The organism is Paenibacillus terrigena DSM 21567 (genome assembly GCF_000374845.1).
GTDB classification, from domain to species: Bacteria; Bacillota; Bacilli; order Paenibacillales; family Paenibacillaceae; genus Paenibacillus_K; species Paenibacillus_K terrigena.
In genome coordinates this window covers 250,498-270,859 of sequence record NZ_KB895416.1, presented here as the reverse complement: position 1 = coordinate 270,859, position 20,362 = coordinate 250,498, and the positions used below count along the sequence as shown (strand labels likewise).

The window sequence follows — 20,362 nt, the reverse complement described above, 5'->3', positions numbered from 1 at the left end:
TCCCTGTATCTTCCTGCCGAAACACTCCCTTACATCAAGCGCTGTCTACAGCTGTCTCGAACTTCCAATCGGTGGCCTAGTATGATGTCCTCATCCTGTTCAAACTCGCCTCGAATGAGCTGGAGTAACGTCTCAACGGTAACGACCCCCATGTGATGAATCGGTTGTTCCATTGAAGTAATTCTTGGCCGAACCAGCTCCGTCATTTGACTTCCGTCGAAGCCCATCACTGAGATATCTTCGGGAACGCGCATGCCGTGATCAATAATGCAATTGACCGCGCCGATCGCCATATCATCACTCACAGCGAATACAGCCGTTGGCCATTGCTCGTATCGCAGCAGCTCCCCCATCCGTTCGTATCCGCTCTTCACTTTGTAATCCCCGAATCGAATCCGTTCGTGAATGATCTTGAGCCCATGATCCCGAAGAGCATTGCAGTAACCGACATATCGATTCTGTCCCGACGTAATATCCCGCATATCTCCCCCGATGAAGCCAATCCGTTCATGACCTAACTCGATTAAATACCGCGTCGCATCATACGCAGCCGTATAATCATCGACGATCACCGAGATGAACGATTGATCCATCGGTTTGACGCTCGAGAAGATGACCGGAATCTGCAAGCTATTAATGAATCCACGAATTTCTTCGTTGATTTTCTCATGCATGATAATGATGCCTTCGACCCGCATTTCCTTGAAAATGTTCAAATACTTCAATTCCTTATCGATATCTTCGTTAATGTTGCACACGAGCAGATTGTAGCCGTTCGAGGTCGCCGTCTGTTCGATGGAACTGAGAATCGTCGCATAGAAGCTGGAGGTGAGATCCGGCACGATCACGCCAATGAGATCCGTCTTGTTGCGCACAAGGCTTCGGGCAATATGGCTCGGCGCATATCCCAGCTCTTCAATCGCGTCATTCACCCGCTTCTTCAGTTCTTCCTTCACATACTTCTCCCCGTTCAATACCCTGGAGACCGTCGTGGTCGAGACCCCTGCTCGAATGGCAACGTCTTTGATTTTCACATTCATTTTGACCTCATCCTAATCCTTCATAATAAACAAGGGCTGCGAAAACGCCGCATAACCCCCCTCAATATAGGCACTCACGCGCACATACCCTTCATCCCCTTGGCACTCGTACGCCACTTGCTTTACCCGACCTGTCACTTCATGCAGCACCCTGCCGTCTTTCCCGAACAAGGTGACGTATTTGTACATCTGATCCAGCAGCGCATTCGATCTGAGATTAATCGTTATCTTCGAACCCTCACAGTGAACTGCGTCAAAACCGTACCCCGTCGACACGTAGAAACTCCCCCCTCGAATCGCATCCAAAATCGCTTCCTGCGAATGATCGGCGGCGAGCACCATGTTCCAAGCCTGCTTCTCCTGCCCGTAGACATGGGAGTCATCATTTCCGAAGCCCCATACTTTGCGCCCAGCCGAGAGCAGCGCATCCCATTTATCGAAGGCGATATCGTATTCCACATTCCCGTCCCCGTTATAAATCTCTACCCCTGTGTAGCGCTCCATCTGCAGCATGTCTTCGATCGTCCAGAAGTTGGAGAAATAGCGATTCGGATGCACCAAGACGCAAATGCCGCCATGATCGAGCGTTGCATCGGCAAGCAGTTGATAATTCACAATCGTAAATTCGCTGCTGTACCCTTCCATGATCGAATGCGGGGGCTTAACGAGCAACATATGCGGCTTACTACTGCTGACCTCAATCGCTTCGAATACGGTAGGGATCCTGCATTTCCCCTCTAGATTCGTAATCTTGTCATGATCGGATATGGCTAGAAAATCATAGTCCGCATACATCTTGTAGACCGTCTCGAGCGAGAACCAGCCGTCGCTGTTATTCGTATGATTGTGGAAGCTGCCCCGCAGCCATGTGCCCTGCTTATCGTACGGATTGTCAATGCGCATGCGATTCCTCCTATATCCAGTCCTCTATTCCTTGATCGATCCGATCATCACGCCTTGGGCAAAATACTTCTGGATAAACGGATAAATGATGATAATCGGTGCGATGACGATAATAATCGTAGCCATTTTCATCGAATCGCCTGTCACCTGCATCTTGTCGAGCATCTCATATTGCGTCGTTCCCGCAGCCGACTCCAGCTTGCTTCGCATCGCTTCCGCCCTGGTGAGCATTTCTTGTAGCAGCGTCGAGAGCGGCCGGAGATCCCCCGATCTGACATAGAAGGCGCCCGTGAACCAATCATTCCAATGACCCACCGCATTGAATAACATAATCACTGCAATCACCGGTTTACTCAGCGGCATGATGACCCGCATGAAGATCGAGAAATCATTGTATCCATCGATCCGTGCCGACTCTTCGAGACTGACATGAATTTGCTGAAAAAACGTCCGCATAATGATCAGGTTCCACGCACTATAGAGGGATGGGATCACATACACCCAGATTGTATTCGTCAAATGGATGGATTTCAGCAGCATGTAATAGGGAATAATGCCGCCACCGAACAGCATCGTAAAGAAGATCAACATCGTAAAAAATCGAACGCCCGGCATCGTCTTACTCTTCAAGGTATATGCAGCCATGGCCGTTAGGAATACACTCGCTAGCGTTCCGACAATGGTCCTGAACAGCGATATGCCGAACGCCGAGAGCATATTGGCTGAAGTCAGCACCTCCGCGAAATTTTGAAGCGACCATACACGCGGCCAGAAGTAAATCCCTCCGCGTTCCGCATCTTTTCCCGCATTGAAGGATAAGGCCAATATATTGAAGAAAGGAAGGATGATGGATAGACATAGCGCCGTGATACATAGATAAATGAAGACTTTAAAGACTTTTTCCCCGAATGATGTCTTGTAGAACTCCCTCAATCTCGGTCTCCTCCTCATATTGGCGATTGAAAGGTGAACAAGTAGGGCCGGTTCAGCGAAGCTTGAAACGAGCCGACCCACCCTTTCCCGTGTTGGACTAGAACTTCACATGCGTCTTTGGATCAGCATCTTTCGTCTTGAGCAGTTCCAGGAATTGCTGTAATCCGGTCGCTTCCAGTTGTTTAGAGGCAGAATCGAGAATTTTCTTCGCTTCGTCCGTGTTCTTCGCATAGTACGCCCGAATGAGACTGTCATCATAATTCTTAAGTGCTGCTTTTAATTCCGTTCCATGCTCAAATTCACTAATAAAGGATAATGGGGTATATCCGTCCACCATCTTGGCGTTTTTGTGTTTCTCTTCCCAGCCCCAGTATTCGGCAATCTTGAGTGCACCCGCGTTGAGTTCCGGCGCGACAGCGTCCCCATACTCCATCTCGCCAAAGTCCGCCATCCGGTCAATATCGGTACCGCCGAGCAGAGCGCCCCAGGAATTGCCTACGCCTGCGAACCCAAGCTTCTTGGCTTCTTCCGGATTACTTACTTTGAGGTCAATGACTTCCTTCTTCGCGAGTGGGTTGCCCTTCGCATCCAGCGTATAGTCTCTGCCTTCCAATCCATACTGCCACAGCAGCTTGCCTTCACGACTAGCCAGGAAATCTGCCAGCTTCATAATATCTTCCGGGTTCTTCGTTGTCGCTGGGATGGCCCACCCGGAAGAACCCGATTTGAAATCCACTTGCATCTGATAGGGACGATCCACATAATCAATCGGGCCTAGCGGCAAGTAATGCATATCGCGGTTGAATTCTTGATAGTTGTGCGCATTTCCGATGATGCCCCATGTGCCGTTCAGTGCGCCCTCTGTCGCGCGGCTTTCGTCCATGGTGAAGAATTCTGGATGGATGAGCTTTTCTTTAAGCAGCTTTTGAATGTACTCTACTTTTTTCAATGCATATTCAGTCTGACTTTCATGCAAAATGTTGCCGGACGAGTCCTTCTTAATCCGCTGATCGTCACTGCCCCATTCCAGATCATTGAAGAGGACGCCGATCTCTTGACCACCCCAGTAACTAGGTCCGATCGGTACGACATCTTTTCCGTTATTGTCTTTGAAGTTGCCTGCTTTGACTTTCTTCGCAAGCTCATATAGCTTCTCCGTGGTATTGATCGTGCGAGGATCGACTTTCAGTGCATCGGCGATATCTTTGCGAATGTAAGGGCCACCAGCAGCTTTCCACGTCGCATAGCCGCCTTGGCGTGCCACATTCATGTGGATGAAGTAAGTAGAACCATTGAATTCTGGGCGGAACATGACGCCATATTTCGTATCCAGCGGCAAGTAGCCATCCTCCAAATATTTGCTGTACACCTTCGTTTCTTTCATCAATGGGGCAAGATCCGTGAACATTTCTTCCCTTGCTGCTTTCAGAATAACAGGCATCTCCGGACGACCGCTGTTATTCAGATAAAAGGTGATGAAGTCCGGCAAATCGTTCGATGCTAGCCCTGCGATGAGCCCGTCAATGGAATGATCTGCGACCATAATTTCAACTTCTAGGTCGATTCCTGTGAGTTCTTTCAATTTTGCTTTGATCTCCGCGTTCATATCCCCGGTGTAATCATCCGTCCCCATAAAGACAAGCCCTTTCACTTTCCGATCCGCGATCCATGTTGCAGGTTTGCCGCTGTCCGCCGATCCTTTGTCCGTCCCTTGATTCGCCTTGTTGCCTTCAGGCTGCGCCGTCTTGGTGTCCGTGCCGTTGTCATTCCCCGTACAACCCGCGAGGAACAGCGTCAAGATAAGCGGAATCGCAAGCAGTCGAACCCACGTGTTCTTTCTAAGCATTTCATCATCCCTCTTTTCATTGGTTTAGTCATTCCTCTGGAATCGCTACCATAATGAAGTCTCTGATACCTTCTTAGAAATCCGATTTGCTGCGACGACGAGTATTAATCCAATCACCCCTTGCATGAGACCGACAGCTGTCGCATACCCATATTGACCGCCTTGAAGTCCGACCCGAATGACGTACGTATCGAGAATCTCGGCTAATTGCATGTTCCCGGGTGTTCGCAGGAGATACAGCTGATCGAACCCTGCAGATAAGATACTTCCGAGTGATAGAATAAACAGAATGAGAATGGTTGGTTGAATCGAAGGAAGTGTAATATGCCAAATTTCTCGGGTCCTGCTGGCTCCATCCATCCTCGCCGCTTCGTACATATCCTGATTCACACCTGCAATCGCTGCCAGATATATGATGGAGTCCCAGCCGATCGATTTCCAGATATGGCTCCCGAACATGATTTGGTAGAAATAACTCGATTCCATCATGTAGAAGACGCTGCTATCTCCACCGAAGAAGCCGACGATCTGATTCAGTAAACCGTTATCGGGTGCCAAGAGGCGCTGCGTTAATCCGATGACGACGACCCAGGATAAGAAATGAGGCAGATAGGATATGCTCTGTGCGATATTGCGGAAGTAGCGGTTCTTCACTTCGTTGAACATGAGGGCGAGAAGGATGGGAAACGGCAGGCCGATGAAGAGCTTCATGCAGGAGATGATGAGGGTGTTCTTGATGAGCATGCCACTCTGATAGTCATTGAAGAACCGTTCGAAATATTTGAAACCCGCCCAAGGACTCCCGAGGATCCCCGCGTTGAACTTGTATTCTTTGAATGCCAGAATGATGCCAGTCATAGGAATGTAGGAAAAAATAATAAAAAATACGAGGCAAGGCAGCAGCATGAGGTATAAGTATTTATGTAGTAGAATATTTCTCCAGTGTTTGGATCTCTTCGAAGTGTTCACCGTCGGGTTCACATGTGTTGTCATGAATGATCAATCACCTTCTTATGAGTTAGTGGGTTCTATACAATTCGTCCAATCTTAAGCGTACGGCTCATCTCCCTTCCATTGCGGTTTGATGATCATTATATCGATGAAGTGTTAACGCAACGTCATGTACGACTTAATTCTTTGTGAAGATAACAATAAATTCCATTGCGGGTAAAATAACCTGCTTATTAAGCCATATTCAATCTGTATGGTATCGATACCATATTTTTCGAAAAATTTTTAAAGCGCCTTCATTTTAGCTGTATCAGCGTCCTTACATTTCTCGTTGTGATCGCATCCACGTCCATCGATATACACTTCGCCATCCATGCCGGTTCGTTCACGGTATACACCCATACCACCAAACCGCTCGCGTGAGCACGATCCACAATCTCCTGACGGCAGGTCCGGTAATCCATATTGAGTCCGACGTATCCTTCCTTTCGTGCCTGCGCACAGATTGCATCAGCAAATGCCTCGTAGTCCCCCTCATCTTGATCCGTCAATGCATCAGGCGTATTCATCATCACCTGAAGTCCTGCCTGAAGACCCACAAGTCCCTCTGTGCATCCCGTGAAAAAGACGCATTCTGCGGCTTGCGTCATCTGAATCGCGGCCAACGCGGGTTCATTGCTACGGTGGTCTTTCATATCCAGATTTAGCTTCATTTGGTGCTTCATCGCAATCTGTAAAATTGTATCAAGACGCACAATGTCATGGTGTGCATAGAGGGGATCGAGCTGAGTGCGCATCTCCCGAGCGTTCAGCTGCTTGTAAGTATATAACTGAAGCAGCGGTGAATCATCATGAAGCAGGATTGCAACGCCATCCTTTGTCGATCGGACATCGATCTCGACCATATCAGCTCCGCTGTTTACTCCTTCGAGGAATGAGTCCATCGTGTTGTCCGGGGCATTGCCCGAACCCGTATGCGCTGCAACCCAAAATTGCGATTGATGCATGCGTCTGACCTCCTTGGAAACGGGCTGTCCTACAACCCTTGCTGGATATAGCGATCGATTCGTGCTTGAATCTGTTCTACCGTAGGCATCGCGTCCGAGCAGCTATGGCTGGACACCACAATCGATGCGGCAGCGCTGCCGAATTGCTGACATCGGCTTAAGCTCCACCCTTGCATCAGGCCATAAATAAAAGCACCCGCAAAGGAATCCCCCGCTCCGAACGTCTTGACCACCTGGGCAGGGAATACGTGACCTTCGGAGCGTTCCCCTTGCGCGGTAAAAGCGATCGAGCCGTCTCCACCCCGTTTGACGACAACCACACGAGCGCGATGATGGAACCACTGGCGCGCTGTCGCATCGTCGTCATGACGCAGCGGGCCATCCAACGCTTCGATCAAGTCAAATTCTTCTCTGCCGCCGATAATAACATCCGATTTCTCTGCGACAAGCCTGTAGTAGATCCCCGTCTCCTCCTTGGATGTCCACGTATATGGGCGATAATCGATATCGAAGATGATAGCGACTTGGTGTTTGTGCGCCAGCGTGAGCGCTTTGAACACGGCTTCACGGGAAGGGCTCTGCGCAAGGGCGGTCCCCGAGATTAGTAAGGCTTTTGCTTGGCGAATATAGTCTTCACTCACTTCGGATGGCGTCAGCTTCAGGTCGGCCACATTGTCACGATACATCAGAATGCTGCAATCTGTAGGCGATTTGATCTCCGTAAAAGCAAGACCTGTCACGCTACCCGTCTGATCCACACGAATGCCGTCCGTATTGATATGCGTCTTCTGCAAGTAATCGACAATAAAACGCCCATGTGCATCATTCGCGACTTTGCCGATAAATCCAGTGTTCATTCCGAGACGTGCCATCGCAATCGTGATGTTGGCTGGTGAGCCGCCTACGTATTTCGTGAAGGTGACGGTCTCCTCCAACGGGCGATGAATTTCGTTTGCATTCAAGTCGATACACAATCTTCCTAACCCGATCAAATCGAGTGGTCGATTATTCTGAAACGGGATTAGACTCATGCGCAGGTGCCTCCTTCCCCGGTCTCAATAACCATTCATGCTTCGGATCATTGTGGAACTTCCATGTGCGCATCGGTCCAGCCATTACGTTCAAGTAATATACGCCATATCCCGGCGGCGCTGAGACGGGATGATACCCGTGCGGGACCATGACCGCATCGCCGTCGTGAACGACGATCGTCTCATCAAGCGACAAGTCGTCGGTATATACGCGCTGCATGGCAAACCCTTCTACAGGTGCAATTTTGTAATAGTACGTCTCCTCCAGCAGCGATTCTCGCGGCAGATCATCCTGATCATGCTTATGCGGCGGATAGCTGGACCAGTGCCCGGCCGGCGTGAACACTTCGACGACGAGCAGCCGCTCGGCTTCTTCCCGTTCCGGCAGGATGTTGTGGATCGTTCGCTCCATCGCGCCGTATCCTCGTTGTTCAACGCCTACCTGATCCGGCGTAATCAATCGCGCTTCCCATCGGCCTTCAGCAGGTGCTGCGCATATGGCGATTTCGAGTTCCGTCATTGCTTCAACCTGAATTTCGTCTCGTGCAGGCACGTACACGGAAAAAGGCGGCGTCTGCTCGAACACGCTCATGCGGCGGCCAATCTGGTTGTAACGCTCATGCTGCGTGGATACATTGGCAATTCCGCTCAGCAACACAACACAGATCTCGTTCGCTCCTGTTTCTTGGCTTAAGCATTGGCCGGGTCGCAGCTTAAAGACTTGAAATCCCACATACTTCCAACCCGCAGATTGTGGTGTTATTGTCAGGGTGTTCCCCGCTGCGTCCGGCTGCTTGCCTCGTATAAGTAGATTCGACAATGTAATCGCTCCTCTCCTTAGATGTTTAACGCCCGACTCGTCTTCTCATGCATCCGCTGGTAGGCACGCTGGACCTGATCACTCGTCGAGACTTCCGGTACATCCACTCTCCACCACGATTCATACCCACCTGAATTCGTCCCCGGCAGCACTTGAACGGCGATCAACGTTGAACCCTTCTCTTGCTTCGCTTGATGAAGGGCATCTCTTAATTGTTCAATGCTCGTCACGGTGTATGCAGCTACACCCATACTTCTCGCATGCGACGCATAATCGATCGCAACGTAATCCCCTGTCAGACCGCTCGTTTCCCGACTGCGATATCTGAATTCATTGCCGAACCCATCGCTGCCGTGATCCTTCTGTAAATTGTGAATACATTGAAACCCATGATTGTCTAGCAAAATAACATTCACCTTCACACCCTCCTGCAGGCTCGTAACCAGCTCGGAATGAAGCATCAAATAACTGCCGTCCCCGATAAGCGCATACACTTCATGATCCGGCTCGGCTAATTTGACCCCAAACGCACCTGCAACTTCATACCCCATACAAGAGAATCCGTACTCCATATGGTAGGATTTCGGACGTTCGGAGCGCCACAGCCGATGAAGATCCCCCGGTAGACTGCCTGCCGCCGCCACAATGACTTCATGGCCGTCCATGAACCGATTGATTTCACCAAGGACGCGCGTCTGCGACAAGCCGTGTTCTAGCTCCACTGCATACAGTCGATCCACTTCTCGGTTCCATTCTGCCTTCTTCGCTGCAAGCTCCGCAGCATCATAAGACGATTTATACCCTCTCGCTAGGAGTACATCCGTTAGTTCCTTTAAGGCTTCTGCTGCATCGGCAACCAGTTTGACGCCATTCATCTTCCCCGCGTCGAAGTTGTTTATATTGATATGGATGAAATCCACTTCCGGATGAAGGAAAGCTGACTTCGATGCCGTTGCAAAATCCCCTAACCGTGTTCCGACACAAATGATCGCATCTGCCTCCTTCGCTAGTTGATTGGCTGCGAGCGAACCTGTCGTTCCTATGCCACCCATATAGAGTGGATGATGCCAAGGTACGGCACTTTTACCCGCTTGAGTCTCGGCTATGGGGATGCCAAATGCATCAGCAAATTGAAGAAGCGGCTCATAGGCAAGGGAATAGTGTACACCGCCGCCTGCGATCAGCAACGGCGTCTTTTTTCGCGCGAGTAATTGAACGGCTCTTTCACATGCCGACTTACTTAGTGGCATCCGATCAATCGAATGGACTCTTTTCGCGAAAAAATGCTCCGGATAATCATAGGCTTCCGTCTGTACATCTTGAGGCAAGCAGATCGTCACCGCCCCTGTCTCCGCAGGGTCCGTCAACACGCACATCGCCTGCATCATCGAGCTCATCAATTGCTCGGGCCGAGTGATTCGATCCCAATATTTGCTCACAGGCTTAAACGCATCATTCGCCGATATCGTATAATTCATCGGATGTTCAATCTGCTGCAGCACAGGATCCGGTTGTCGACATGCAAAGATATCCCCCGGCAGCAGCAGGACCGGGATTCGATTCACCGTCGCTGTCGCAGCGGCTGTCACCATGTTCAAGGCGCCCGGTCCAATGGATGACGTGCACGCGAATATTTCGAGTCGATTTTTCTGCTTCGCATATGCGACAGCGGCATGCGTCATGCCTTGCTCATTTTTCCCTTGAATGAATTGCAAATTTCCCGGATCCCGCTCCAACGCCTCGCCGATCCCAAGCACATTGCCGTGTCCGAAGATGCCCATGACGCCTTTTACAAATTTCGTTTCCTTCCCGTCACGCTCTACGTACTGTTGATCAAGAAACTTCAGCAACGCCTGTGCCATCGTTAATCGAAGCACACCCATTTCATTTCACCCTCTCGTTCTATGATCGAGCTACGCTGGTATGAAACAACCCGCTCCCATCTTATATGCCGGATTCTAGCATGCTATGAGAGAATCTTTGGGTAGCGTGAGGAATAAGCCTTTAAGAAAATTAATATAATCGTGCGTATAAAGGGATGTGCGATAATCTATCTCGGAATTGAGGGGGGAATGCTTCTTGCCTCGAGAGGAACATCAGGGCGTGAGCGCCTTTACCAATCGTTGGACGGTCTTGCTCAGCTTCACGCTGCTAGCAGGCATAAGCCAAATGCTCTGGCTGAACTTCGCGCCGCTCATCACGACGCTGGAGGAACGTTATCATGTATCCGAAAAAAGCATGAACTTACTGTTAATGGTGTTCCCGCTCGTCTATGTTCTCCTATCCGTACATGCGGGAATCGTCATCGATCGACGAGGCTATCGATTCGGGGTAGGTATTGGCGGATTGTTAATGTCCATTTTCGCTAGTGTTCGGATCTTCGATCAGCACTTCATCTTCCTCGTCATTGGTCATGTCGGTATTGCGATCGGTCAGCCCTATGTCATGAATGGCATTACCAAACTGGTCGCAGATTGGTTCCCACGTGATCGACAAGCGATGGCAACGGGGCTGGGCACCGTAGGCATGTTCGCAGGGATGGCCCTCGCGCTAGCAACCACGCCCATCTTCGTGGCAGCAACGAATCTGCAAGTCACCATGATTATTTTCGCTGGGCTTACTGTGCTTGCTACCCTATTCTTCTGGCTTGTTGCGTATCCTAATCCCCAAGGCAATCAACAGCAAGCGGAGCCTTCCGTGCGATGGAAAGAACTCCTCCCCTTGCTTCGCAATCGGCAATTGCTTCTCATCTGCATCATCGCCTTCTTTGCGCTCGGCTTCTTCAACGGCATCACCTCCTGGCTCGAACCGATCTTGAAGCCCTATGGGGTGAACGCTGAACAAGCCGGGCTCGTCGGCGGCATGCTCATTATCTTCGGTATGTTGGGTGCCGCGATCATTCCTGCCATCTCGGATCGTTATCGTCGACGTAAGCCATTCCTCATCCTCTGTTGTACCGTAGCGTTACTGCTCACCTACCCATTATGTACAACAGGGAATATGGGTGCCTTGCTGCTCTTCAGTGGTTTACTAGGTTTTATGTTCCTTCCGGGGTATGCCTTGCTGCTCTCCTTGACCGAAGAAATCGCCGGCGAGAAGCATGCCGGTGAAGCGACAGGACTGATGATGCTCGCAGGCAATCTAGGTGGTGTACTCGTCATCGCAGCGATGCAATGGGTCAAGGGGGACAGCGAATCCTGGCTCTCTGCCGTCTATCTGATGGTCGCGATTTTGCTCATCTGCACCGTGCTCGCTTGGAATATGAAGGAAGGACAGAAGCGTCTGGGGGATTAGCGGGCGTGAACGAACCCAGCAATCCTTATTTGCCCAAATGTCGCGATTATTTTTTCTAACGAACCTCACAAACGCTATTCGGCCACAAACCGCCCTTTTCCGCTCATTTTGATACCAATAGCGTGACTACGGTTCGTTAGCTCAAAATTCACTGCATTTTCGCATCAATAAGCATTTTACGATTCGTTAGACGGAACGCGGACCATGGCTCGCTCGAACCAACACGATGCTAGACCTCCACCCACACCGAAACAAAACAAAGCCATCTCCGCATCAGCTGGAGATGGCTTTGTTCATTTAGGAGTCCTGCTTGGATATGTTATTCAAGCTTGGAGGACGACGGGACGCCTTTTCAGTACTTGAAGTCACGGCCTCTTCTTTCAAACGCGACTTGTTGTGCTGATCGTTGATTTTCTGCGATTTGTTATGTGGCAAGGAAATCACCTCCTCACCATAGGATGTCAATTCATCCAAGAATTACTCATCCTATTCTTGAGCCTTTGGCTTCTGTTCGGCGACCAGCGCAGCTAGAGCAGACGGTACCGATGACGTTGCAGCGATTTCGCCCGTCTCGTTACGCTGACCCACTTTTGCTGTCATCCCTTTGATCAGCGATTCGACGTCGATACCTGATACGCTCTTCAACATTTCTGGCGCTGTCGCCATCAGTTGGGTTACATAATTGCTGACGCGCGCAGCGCCGGCACCATTCCCCGTATCTACAACCGTCAACTTCTCGATCGATGAGATCGGCTCTGCGATTTTACCAGCAAGCTCTGGGAGCATTTTCACGATAATATCGAGGACCGCTGCCTCACCGAATTTCTGGAATGCTTCAGCCAGTTTCTCTTTCGCTTCGGCTTCCGCTAGACCGCGAAGTCGAATGACTTCCGCATCGGCAGTACCTTTCGCACGTTCCGCGTCCGCAATCGCCATCCCTTCAAGACGCTTCTGCTCGGCGTTTGCCTTTGCTTGCGCTTCGATGGAATATTGCAATGCTTCTGCTTCCCGCATCTTACGCGACTTATCGGCTTCCGCCGCTTGTTCAACTGCGTATTTATCCGCATCGGCTTTCTTCTTCACTTCCGCATCATATTGCTTCTGACGCACTAAGATTTCCTTCTCTTGAAGATCGATCTCCCGATCCTTACGTACGAGCTCGACTTTCATCTGCTCCTCAACCATGAGCTGCTTGGCTTTCGCTTCTTGGATCTGGTACGCTTGATCCGCTTCCGCCTTCGCTGTATCTTGCTCCTTCTTAAAGGATGCCACTTTGAGCTCTTTTGCTTTCCCGGCTTCCGCAATATTTGTATCACGAATGAGTTCGGCTTTCTGTCCTTCTTCTTCTGCCTTTGCTTTCTGAATCCGCGCATCCCGCACCGCTTCCGCTTCCGCGATCTCCGCATCCCGCTTCACCGCTGCAATTCTCGGCTTCCCGAGTGCATCCAGATAACCTTGCTTATCGCGAACATCCTTGATGGTGAATGAGACGATCTGCAGACCCATCTTTTTTAAATCACGCGCTGCAACGCCTTGCACCTCTTGTGCGAATTTATCGCGATTTCGATATACTTCTTCCACCGTCATCGAACCAAGGATTGCACGCAAATGGCCTTCAAGCACCTCTTGCGCTTCGCCTTTCAACGCCTCAATCGGCTTGCCAATGAACTGCTCTGCTGCAGTCGCAACATCTTCAACCGCACCGCCGACTTTAATAATCGCAACGCCGTCCGCAATAACTGGAACCCCTTGCTCTGTATAGACTTCCGGCGTCGAGACATCGAGTTTATGCGAGAGTAATGATATGTATTGTGACTGTTGGAAAATCGGCCAAATAAATGCCCCGCCGCCGCGAATAATCTTTATTTTGCGACCCGAGTCATCCGTTGAAATCGTTGACCCGCCACCTAGAAAAGAACCCGTAACGATCATGGCTTTATCAGGACCTACCGTTTTGTAACGCGCCCAAAAGGCTAGACCAAGAACAATAATGACGGCAATCACAATACCTGGAATGATGAGGAAATCTGGAATTTCTGACATACAATCTCTCCTATCTTAGAGGGTTATTGGGGATACATAGGCTACGCCTTCACGAATCTCCACCACAACAACTTGGCTTCCATCCGCGATGTTCACTGCATCGAAGCTCGCTGCAATCTGATTCGTATGTCCTGCTCCGATCCGTACTAACACTTCACCAAATCCGATAGAAGGAATGGCGACCGTGACCTGACCGATTTTACCTTGCAACTCTTGGATCGAAAAGCCCGTCGAATTCTCACTGTTCTGCATCGGCTTCACATACGCGAAATACACAGCGACCGCTAACAATAATGCAATGATGACGGCCATGCCTAGACTTACCAGCGTCGTAAACGGCGAATATTTCGTGAGAAGAATTCCCGCGCCGCCAAGTGTCGTCACCACCGTAGCAATAACCATCGGCTGTAAGAAATCAATCGATAAAAAGTCGAGCATGCCATCGAACGCACTGCTAAGAATGTCCCCCAAGACAACACTTATGAGTGCAAATAAAGCGCCAAATGCTAGACAGCCCCAATAAAATGCGACCATTTCACACCTCCTTCATCCTATTAGATATGATATATATGTATTACGCAAATATTGGGAAATTGTTTCAAAAAATGAGAAAAAAGCGTAAACAGCAGGGACAATCCCGCATACTACGCTTCCTTCTTTTGATATATATTATACCATTCCAGCTTACAATGATGCGCGATAAATCGCGAGCACATCCTCACGATTGAGCTTCTTGAAGTTGCCAAATGGACCAAATCTCATCGCTTTATCTGCCATGGCTTCAAGCTTGGAATCATCGATATTATAATCTGCTAACCGGCTAGGCGCGTCAATCGAATTCCAGAAGCTGCGAAGCGCCTCAATCCCTTCGAGTGCGACATCGCGGTCGCTTTTGCCTGATGAATCAATACCAAATACATTCACTGCCATCTGTTTGACGCGTCCTACATTCTCATCCAGCACATGCTTCATCCAGTTCGGGAACAGAATCGCAAGTCCGCCGCCGTGCGGAATATCATATACGGCCGATACCGCATGCTCGATGTTATGCGTTGCCCAGTCGCCGTTATATCCCATGTTGAGCACGCCATTGAGTGCCATCGTTCCGCAGTAGAGAATCGTTGAACGATGCTCATAGCTCTGCAAATCTTCGAGCAGCTTCGGCGCCGTCTCCATGACCGTACGCAGCAGCGCCTCGCAGAAGCCATCCTGCAGCAGTGTGTTCGGCTCGTGATGGAAGTAGTGCTCGCACACATGCGACATCATATCGACCATGCCATAAATCGTCTGGTCACGAGGCAATGACTTCGTATAGTTCGGATCCAGAATCGAGAACTTCGGATTGACGAGCGGGGTGCCCCAACCAAGCTTCTCCTGCGTCTCCCAATTCGTGATTACGGAACCCCCATTCATCTCGGAGCCTGTCGCTGCAATCGTCAACACCGTACCCAGCGGAAGCGCATCTTGCGGAACAGCCTGGTGGGTCATGAAATCCCATGCATCGCCGTCATACTTTGCGCCAACCGCAATGGCTTTCGCACAGTCAATGACACTCCCCCCGCCAACAGCCAGAATTAAGTCAATCTGTTCTTTTTTGCACATCTCAACGCCTTTATGTACCGTAGACAGCCGTGGATTCGGTTCGACTCCACCGAGTTCAACGACATAGGCACTAACGGCTTCTAATTGCAGCAATACCTGCTCATAGAGGCCATTTCGTTTGATACTGCCTCCGCCATAGAGCAGCAATACACGCGAACCATACTTCGGAATTTCCTGTGTGAGCATCTGAATTTGGCCTTCACCAAATATCAGTCTTGTTGGATTATGAAATTGAAAGGGTTGCATACGTATCCTCCTCATGCGATTAAATGCGATTACTCTCGCCTTCCCTAGTATACCACTGTATCCCGTTCTACTTCTAATGAGAAAAACTCCGATCGAAGTACTTTCAAAGATGAGCGACCGCGTTTAGAAGTTGTTTTTATCGCCAAATAGAATGTGGGTGTTTCGTTTACAGCGAAACTTATAAATTCTATTGTGGTTACAGAAAAAGGAGCCTTACGGCCCCTTCTCTAATCATTACGCTTGGCTTGCAGCAATAGCTTGCCCCAAGTCATGCAAAATATCTTGAATCGATTCCGTACCTATGGACACCCGAATCATGCCTGGATGAACCCCTGCGGAAATTTGCTCATCTTCGCTGAGCTGTTGATGCGTTGTGCTCGCTGGATGGATAACCAATGATTTCGAATCGCCAACATTCGCAAGGTGCGAGAACAGCTTCACGTTATTGATCAGCTTACGTCCAGCCTCCAAGCCACCCTTGATGCCAAAGGTCATGATCGCGCCTTGACCCTTCGGCAGATACTTCTGAGCAAGCTCATAGGAGGAATGGCTTGGTAGTCCTGCATAGTTCACCCACTCGACGGCATCATGTGCTTCTAGGAACTGTGCTACCTGCAACGCATTCGAACTATGGCGCTCCATCCGCAGATGAAGGGTCTCCAACCCTTGCAGCAGCATAAATGCGTTAAATGGCGACAATGTGGCACCCATATCCCGAAGCAATTGCACGCGTGCTTTGATTATATATGCAATCGGACCTACTGCATCGGTATACACCACACCATGGTAGCTTGGATCCGGTTCTGTTAAGCCTGGGAACTTCCCGCTTGCTTTCCAATCGAATTTCCCGCCGTCGACGATGACGCCGCCAATCGATGTTCCATGACCGCCAATGAATTTGGTCGCAGAATGAACGACGATGTCTGCCCCGTGCTCCAATGGACGAAGCAAGTACGGGCTTGGGAACGTATTGTCGACAATTAACGGAATACCGTGCTCATGCGCAATCGCTGCTACCGCCGCAATGTCTAGTACATCGCCTTTCGGATTCCCGATCGTCTCCGCATAGAGCGCCTTCGTGTTCGGTGTAATGGCTGCGCGGAAATTCTCCGGATTGCTCGAATCCACAAAATGCACCTTGATGCCAAGCTTAGCGAGTGTCGTTGAGAAGAGATTATAAGTCCCACCATATAACGTTGAAGCAGATACGATCTCATCGCCAGAGCCTGCGATATTCAGAATCGCGAGAGTAATCGCAGCTTGACCCGATGCCGCCGCGAGCGCAGCTGGACCGCCTTCCAGTGCTGCAACACGCTTCTCGAACACATCGGTCGTCGGATTCATTAATCTCGTATAGATGTTGCCGAATTCCTTCAGTGCGAATAAGTTCGCAGCATGATCGGTGTCGCGAAAAGCATAGGAAGTTGTCTGATAGAGTGGAACTGCACGTGATAATGTTGTTGGATCAATTTCTTGACCGGCATGAATAGCAAGTGTTTCTAAATCAAAAGGACGTTCTTGAGACATATTTAATTCCTCCCTGCATCTATAGGATTTATGGGTATTACTCCCCTTATTCTCGCATAGTTCTGCAGGCTTGGAAAGACTTTCCTCTATAATTTACTGTTTATTGATTTTTAATTTTGGATAAGATTTGATGCAAACACTCAATTTCATCCGTTCCTACATGAGAAAAAGCAGCCTTCAATCGCTCGGAACGCGCATTGCGTAATCGCATATACGTCTCGCGGCCTTGATCACTCAAGGACAGGAGTACGACGCGCCGATCTTCCTCGGATCGCTCCCGATGAATCAGTCCCATATAGAGCAGCTTGTCTGTCAGCCCTGTTACAGCACCGGATGTGATTTCAAGGCTATGCGCAATATCCGAAGCACGGCATACCCCTTTCTGATACAAGGCATTTAATACATACATGGATCCCGCGCCCAGGTGCTCCACATCCCGAAGGTAATGGCGGTCTGGTGAATTCTTCTGCAGAATAACCTCCATCATGTCATGCAATTGATGTAATAATACTTCACGTTCTTCTTGTTGTTTATTCGATTCTTCGAAATGATTGGACGACTCCACGTTGATCCCCCTACTACGGTAATGACAATTCTCCTATTATAAGATAATTTCCAGTTCAAAGAAAGAAAAACCTTTCTGAGCTAGGCTCAGAAAGGCAGTTGTTTCAGACTATCTACAATACTGTCACTGCGTTTGATCGTCCACCATTCATCATGCTGGATCGACTCGTTCGGGTGGATCGTTACAAGCGGCCCAAGGGACTCAAGTTCCAAGAAATCTTCATTTGTATACAATTCAAAAGAACAGCCGAAATCCGGGTAGTTTGCTCCTTCGCGATGCTCGAATGTTTTCTGGAACAATACACCGTCATTGTAATATGCAGCCCACTGTTTCACTTGATTCATCCCGAACTTGAATGGTACCGTATTGCTGCGTTGTGCAACCGTAATGACGTCTTTGCCCCAATGAACACGAGGATCGGACATATCTGTATATGGCCACACAATCAGCCTACGGTTCGGCAGCAGATCGGCATAACTATCCGGCTGCGGCACCAATGCCGTTCCCCCCGGTGCCATCATCGATAATGCCCATGCCGCATGCTCGATAGCCTTCTCTCCCACATTCGTCACACGATGTCTGACATGAACACGGCGATCGATGAAGGAAATGACAATCTCCTTCTGCGTCGAAGTCACATCATCGACACCCGATGTAAAGACGAGGCCCGCTTCGGTCTGCTTCCATTCTACTGGCGATAGGGCAGGTTCATACGTATCCGGATAAATCTCTGGACTCAGCCAGAAACGGTGACCGCCGCACAAGCGAAACCCATTCTCTTCATGGTATTTGTTATTCGGATCTTCAAAGAACAGGTTCTTGCCATCTACAAGACTGCAATGAATAATACGAGGGCCATAATTCAAGGTCACGAGGAGCTGAACATCTTCGTTCACAATTTCTAGACATGGTCCCCATACCTCATGATCAACTTGTTGATATTGCATTGTACTCATACTTCTGGAGTCTCCTTCCAACCCATACTGTGAACGAAGCGATTAAATGCTGTAATGCCCTGCTCCGTTCGTTTATACACACCCGCACACGATAGAATTTCAACGAATTTGTCGCCAACTTCCTGTTCAACAATACGCATAGCTTCGTCCTTCGACAACAGCTGGCCATGTGTAGCACGGAGCTGTTCCACCCACGGAATATGCTCAGCAATGCTAGCATAGCGGTCCTCAGCACGCTCATGCGTCCAAGGCAATTCTCCGCTCAGAATCTGCGCAATCTGCTCAAGCTGTGATTTCAGACGGCCTGGTAGAATCGCGACACCCATCACTTCGATAAGTCCGATATTTTCTTTTTTAATATGATGCAAATGACGATGTGGATGGTAGATGCCTTCCGGATGATCCGCGTCTGTCCGATTGTTCCGAAGCACCAGATCCATCTCGTATTCACCCTTCGCATTATAGCGAACAATCGGTGTTACCGTGTTGTGAGGGACAAGCTGTCCGTCACGTTCACTATATGCGATTACATTCGCATCCTCGTCACTATAGGACCTCCACGCATCGTAGACTTCATTGGCCACGCATAATAACGCTTCCCGCTTCTTGCTCGTTAGACGAAGCACGGACATTGGCCATTTCACGCGATGAATCTGAACCGCAGGATGTGCATCATGCGAGAATCTCGTCTCAAGTGAAGATAGCTCAATCGGGAATGTATGCCGTCCGCCTTGGAAATGATCATGTGTCAGAATCGAGCCACCAACAATCGGCAGGTCTGCATTCGTTCCCACGAAGTAATGCGGGAATTGATCCACAAAATCAACCAGACGTGCGAACGTCTCATGCGTTAACTTCATCGGGACATGTTCGCTGTGGAACACGATACAATGTTCATTATAGTACACGTATGGAGAGTACTGGAAGAACCACGGCTCTTGCGTCAGTTCGACGGGAATAACCCGTAAATTCTGGCGTGCTGGATGATTCAATCGACCTGCGTACCCCACATTCTCCGCGCATAATAGACATTTCGGATAATGCGAAGGGGCGGCTTTAAGCGCCATCGCGATCTCTTGCGGATTCTTCTCCGGCTTGGATAGATTAATCGTCATTTCGATATCGCCATAGTCCGAAGGATGTCGCCAATAGCTGTTCTTGCGAATCCGTTCCATCTGAATATAATTCGAATCAATACATAAATTGTAGAAGTCCGTCGTCGCGTCCTCCACACCTTGCTTCTTCGCCGTATCGCGGAAATTCCGCACCACTTCCGAAGGTCTTGGCATCAGGAGCCCCATGATTTTCGCGTCGAGTAGATCAGCGTAGGTCGTATTCCGTTCTGGCATGAGCCCAATTGTAAAACCGTAATCGATTAACTGTGCGAGGAGCGCATGCGGTTCATCCGCAGGGACCTCATCTGCACTCCATTCGCCCATGTAAGGAGCATGAAATTGAAACAGATCCAGCAGTACATTGCGTACGTAGTTCACATCCTCCGCAGCAATCATCTTCTTATGCGCTGCGAACTGAACAAGACGCTCAATCGCGACTAAGGCCTGCTCCGATTGTACATGGTTCTCCGTCTGCGTCATCAT

General features: G+C 49.6%; 18 protein-coding genes. 1 reads left to right on the top strand and 17 read right to left on the bottom strand.

Features of this window, described 5'->3' with window-relative positions:
* Positions 1–29: 29 nt before the first annotated feature.
* From C558_RS0115195 to iolD, 9 genes are all read right to left on the bottom strand, one after another.
* Positions 30–1,040, bottom strand: a complete 1,011-nt coding sequence (locus C558_RS0115195) for a LacI family DNA-binding transcriptional regulator (RefSeq protein WP_018757145.1) — start codon at positions 1,038–1,040, stop codon at positions 30–32.
* Positions 1,041–1,052: 12 nt separating this feature from the next.
* A complete protein-coding gene (locus C558_RS0115190) occupies positions 1,053–1,943 on the bottom strand; it encodes a CehA/McbA family metallohydrolase (protein WP_018757144.1) in 891 nt (296 codons plus the stop codon).
* A 24-nt stretch (positions 1,944–1,967) separates the two neighbouring features.
* Positions 1,968–2,894, bottom strand: a complete 927-nt coding sequence (locus C558_RS0115185; RefSeq protein WP_051106881.1) for a carbohydrate ABC transporter permease — start codon at positions 2,892–2,894, stop codon at positions 1,968–1,970.
* A 79-nt stretch (positions 2,895–2,973) separates the two neighbouring features.
* Entirely contained in the window at positions 2,974–4,722 is a 1,749-nt protein-coding gene (locus C558_RS0115180; RefSeq protein WP_018757142.1) for an extracellular solute-binding protein, read from the bottom strand.
* Positions 4,723–4,767: 45 nt separating this feature from the next.
* Positions 4,768–5,703 (bottom strand): ABC transporter permease, encoded by a 936-nt coding sequence (locus C558_RS0115175; protein WP_425413944.1) that lies wholly within the window; start codon positions 5,701–5,703, stop codon positions 4,768–4,770.
* A 266-nt stretch (positions 5,704–5,969) separates the two neighbouring features.
* Entirely contained in the window at positions 5,970–6,680 is a 711-nt protein-coding gene (locus C558_RS0115170; protein ID WP_018757140.1) for a glycerophosphodiester phosphodiesterase, read from the bottom strand.
* 29 nt (positions 6,681–6,709) lie between these two features.
* Positions 6,710–7,711, bottom strand: coding sequence for a 5-dehydro-2-deoxygluconokinase (iolC, locus tag C558_RS0115165; protein ID WP_018757139.1), 1,002 nt, complete (start codon positions 7,709–7,711; stop codon positions 6,710–6,712).
* A complete protein-coding gene (gene iolB / locus C558_RS0115160; RefSeq protein WP_018757138.1) occupies positions 7,686–8,531 on the bottom strand; it encodes a 5-deoxy-glucuronate isomerase in 846 nt (281 codons plus the stop codon). Before iolB ends, iolC begins: the two co-directional genes overlap by 26 nt.
* A 17-nt stretch (positions 8,532–8,548) precedes the next feature.
* Entirely contained in the window at positions 8,549–10,414 is a 1,866-nt protein-coding gene (iolD, locus tag C558_RS0115155; protein ID WP_018757137.1) for a 3D-(3,5/4)-trihydroxycyclohexane-1,2-dione acylhydrolase (decyclizing), read from the bottom strand.
* Between the two features lie 196 nt (positions 10,415–10,610).
* Between iolD and C558_RS31090 the strand changes: the two genes are divergently transcribed.
* On the top strand, positions 10,611–11,825 hold the full coding sequence (locus tag C558_RS31090) for an MFS transporter (protein WP_018757136.1): 1,215 nt from the start codon (positions 10,611–10,613) through the stop codon (positions 11,823–11,825).
* Positions 11,826–12,122: 297 nt separating this feature from the next.
* Here the strand turns inward: C558_RS31090 and C558_RS34280 are convergent, their stop codons facing one another.
* The 8 genes from C558_RS34280 to C558_RS0115110 form a co-directional block, all read right to left on the bottom strand.
* Positions 12,123–12,260: a hypothetical protein gene (locus tag C558_RS34280; protein ID WP_169445382.1), complete on the bottom strand. Its 138-nt coding sequence runs from the start codon at positions 12,258–12,260 to the stop codon at positions 12,123–12,125.
* 51 nt (positions 12,261–12,311) lie between these two features.
* Positions 12,312–13,868 carry a flotillin lipid rafts scaffold protein FloT gene (locus tag C558_RS0115140; RefSeq protein ID WP_018757134.1) on the bottom strand — a complete coding sequence of 519 codons (1,557 nt, stop codon included), beginning with the start codon at positions 13,866–13,868 and terminating at the stop codon, positions 12,312–12,314.
* A gap of 15 nt (positions 13,869–13,883) precedes the next feature.
* The gene (locus C558_RS0115135) at positions 13,884–14,402 is read right to left on the bottom strand and encodes an NfeD family membrane protein (protein WP_018757133.1); all 519 of its coding nucleotides are present in this window, start codon (positions 14,400–14,402) and stop codon (positions 13,884–13,886) included.
* Positions 14,403–14,552: 150 nt separating this feature from the next.
* Positions 14,553–15,716, bottom strand: a complete 1,164-nt coding sequence (locus C558_RS0115130; protein ID WP_018757132.1) for an iron-containing alcohol dehydrogenase — start codon at positions 15,714–15,716, stop codon at positions 14,553–14,555.
* Positions 15,717–15,950: 234 nt separating this feature from the next.
* Positions 15,951–17,243 (bottom strand): homocysteine synthase, encoded by a 1,293-nt coding sequence (locus C558_RS0115125; protein WP_018757131.1) that lies wholly within the window; start codon positions 17,241–17,243, stop codon positions 15,951–15,953.
* 100 nt (positions 17,244–17,343) lie between these two features.
* Positions 17,344–17,808 (bottom strand): MarR family winged helix-turn-helix transcriptional regulator, encoded by a 465-nt coding sequence (locus C558_RS31085; protein ID WP_018757130.1) that lies wholly within the window; start codon positions 17,806–17,808, stop codon positions 17,344–17,346.
* 86 nt (positions 17,809–17,894) lie between these two features.
* Positions 17,895–18,764: a hypothetical protein gene (locus tag C558_RS31080; RefSeq protein WP_018757129.1), complete on the bottom strand. Its 870-nt coding sequence runs from the start codon at positions 18,762–18,764 to the stop codon at positions 17,895–17,897.
* The gene (locus C558_RS0115110; RefSeq protein ID WP_018757128.1) at positions 18,761–20,362 is read right to left on the bottom strand and encodes a UDP-glucose--hexose-1-phosphate uridylyltransferase; all 1,602 of its coding nucleotides are present in this window, start codon (positions 20,360–20,362) and stop codon (positions 18,761–18,763) included. Before C558_RS0115110 ends, C558_RS31080 begins: the two co-directional genes overlap by 4 nt.

Coding starts and splice junctions, on each gene's coding strand:
- C558_RS0115195 (WP_018757145.1), bottom strand. CDS start 1,040: ATGAATGTGAAAATCAAAGACGTTGCCATTCGAGCAGGGGTCTCGACC.
- C558_RS0115190 (WP_018757144.1), bottom strand. CDS start 1,943: ATGCGCATTGACAATCCGTACGATAAGCAGGGCACATGGCTGCGGGGC.
- C558_RS0115185 (WP_051106881.1), bottom strand. CDS start 2,894: ATGAGGAGGAGACCGAGATTGAGGGAGTTCTACAAGACATCATTCGGG.
- C558_RS0115180 (WP_018757142.1), bottom strand. CDS start 4,722: ATGCTTAGAAAGAACACGTGGGTTCGACTGCTTGCGATTCCGCTTATC.
- C558_RS0115170 (WP_018757140.1), bottom strand. CDS start 6,680: ATGCATCAATCGCAATTTTGGGTTGCAGCGCATACGGGTTCGGGCAAT.
- iolC (WP_018757139.1), bottom strand. CDS start 7,711: ATGAGTCTAATCCCGTTTCAGAATAATCGACCACTCGATTTGATCGGG.
- iolD (WP_018757137.1), bottom strand. CDS start 10,414: ATGGGTGTGCTTCGATTAACGATGGCACAGGCGTTGCTGAAGTTTCTT.
- C558_RS0115140 (WP_018757134.1), bottom strand. CDS start 13,868: ATGTCAGAAATTCCAGATTTCCTCATCATTCCAGGTATTGTGATTGCC.
- C558_RS0115135 (WP_018757133.1), bottom strand. CDS start 14,402: ATGGTCGCATTTTATTGGGGCTGTCTAGCATTTGGCGCTTTATTTGCA.
- C558_RS0115130 (WP_018757132.1), bottom strand. CDS start 15,716: ATGCAACCCTTTCAATTTCATAATCCAACAAGACTGATATTTGGTGAA.
- C558_RS0115125 (WP_018757131.1), bottom strand. CDS start 17,243: ATGTCTCAAGAACGTCCTTTTGATTTAGAAACACTTGCTATTCATGCC.
- C558_RS31080 (WP_018757129.1), bottom strand. CDS start 18,764: ATGAGTACAATGCAATATCAACAAGTTGATCATGAGGTATGGGGACCA.
- C558_RS0115110 (WP_018757128.1), bottom strand. CDS start 20,362: ATGATGACGCAGACGGAGAACCATGTACAATCGGAGCAGGCCTTAGTC.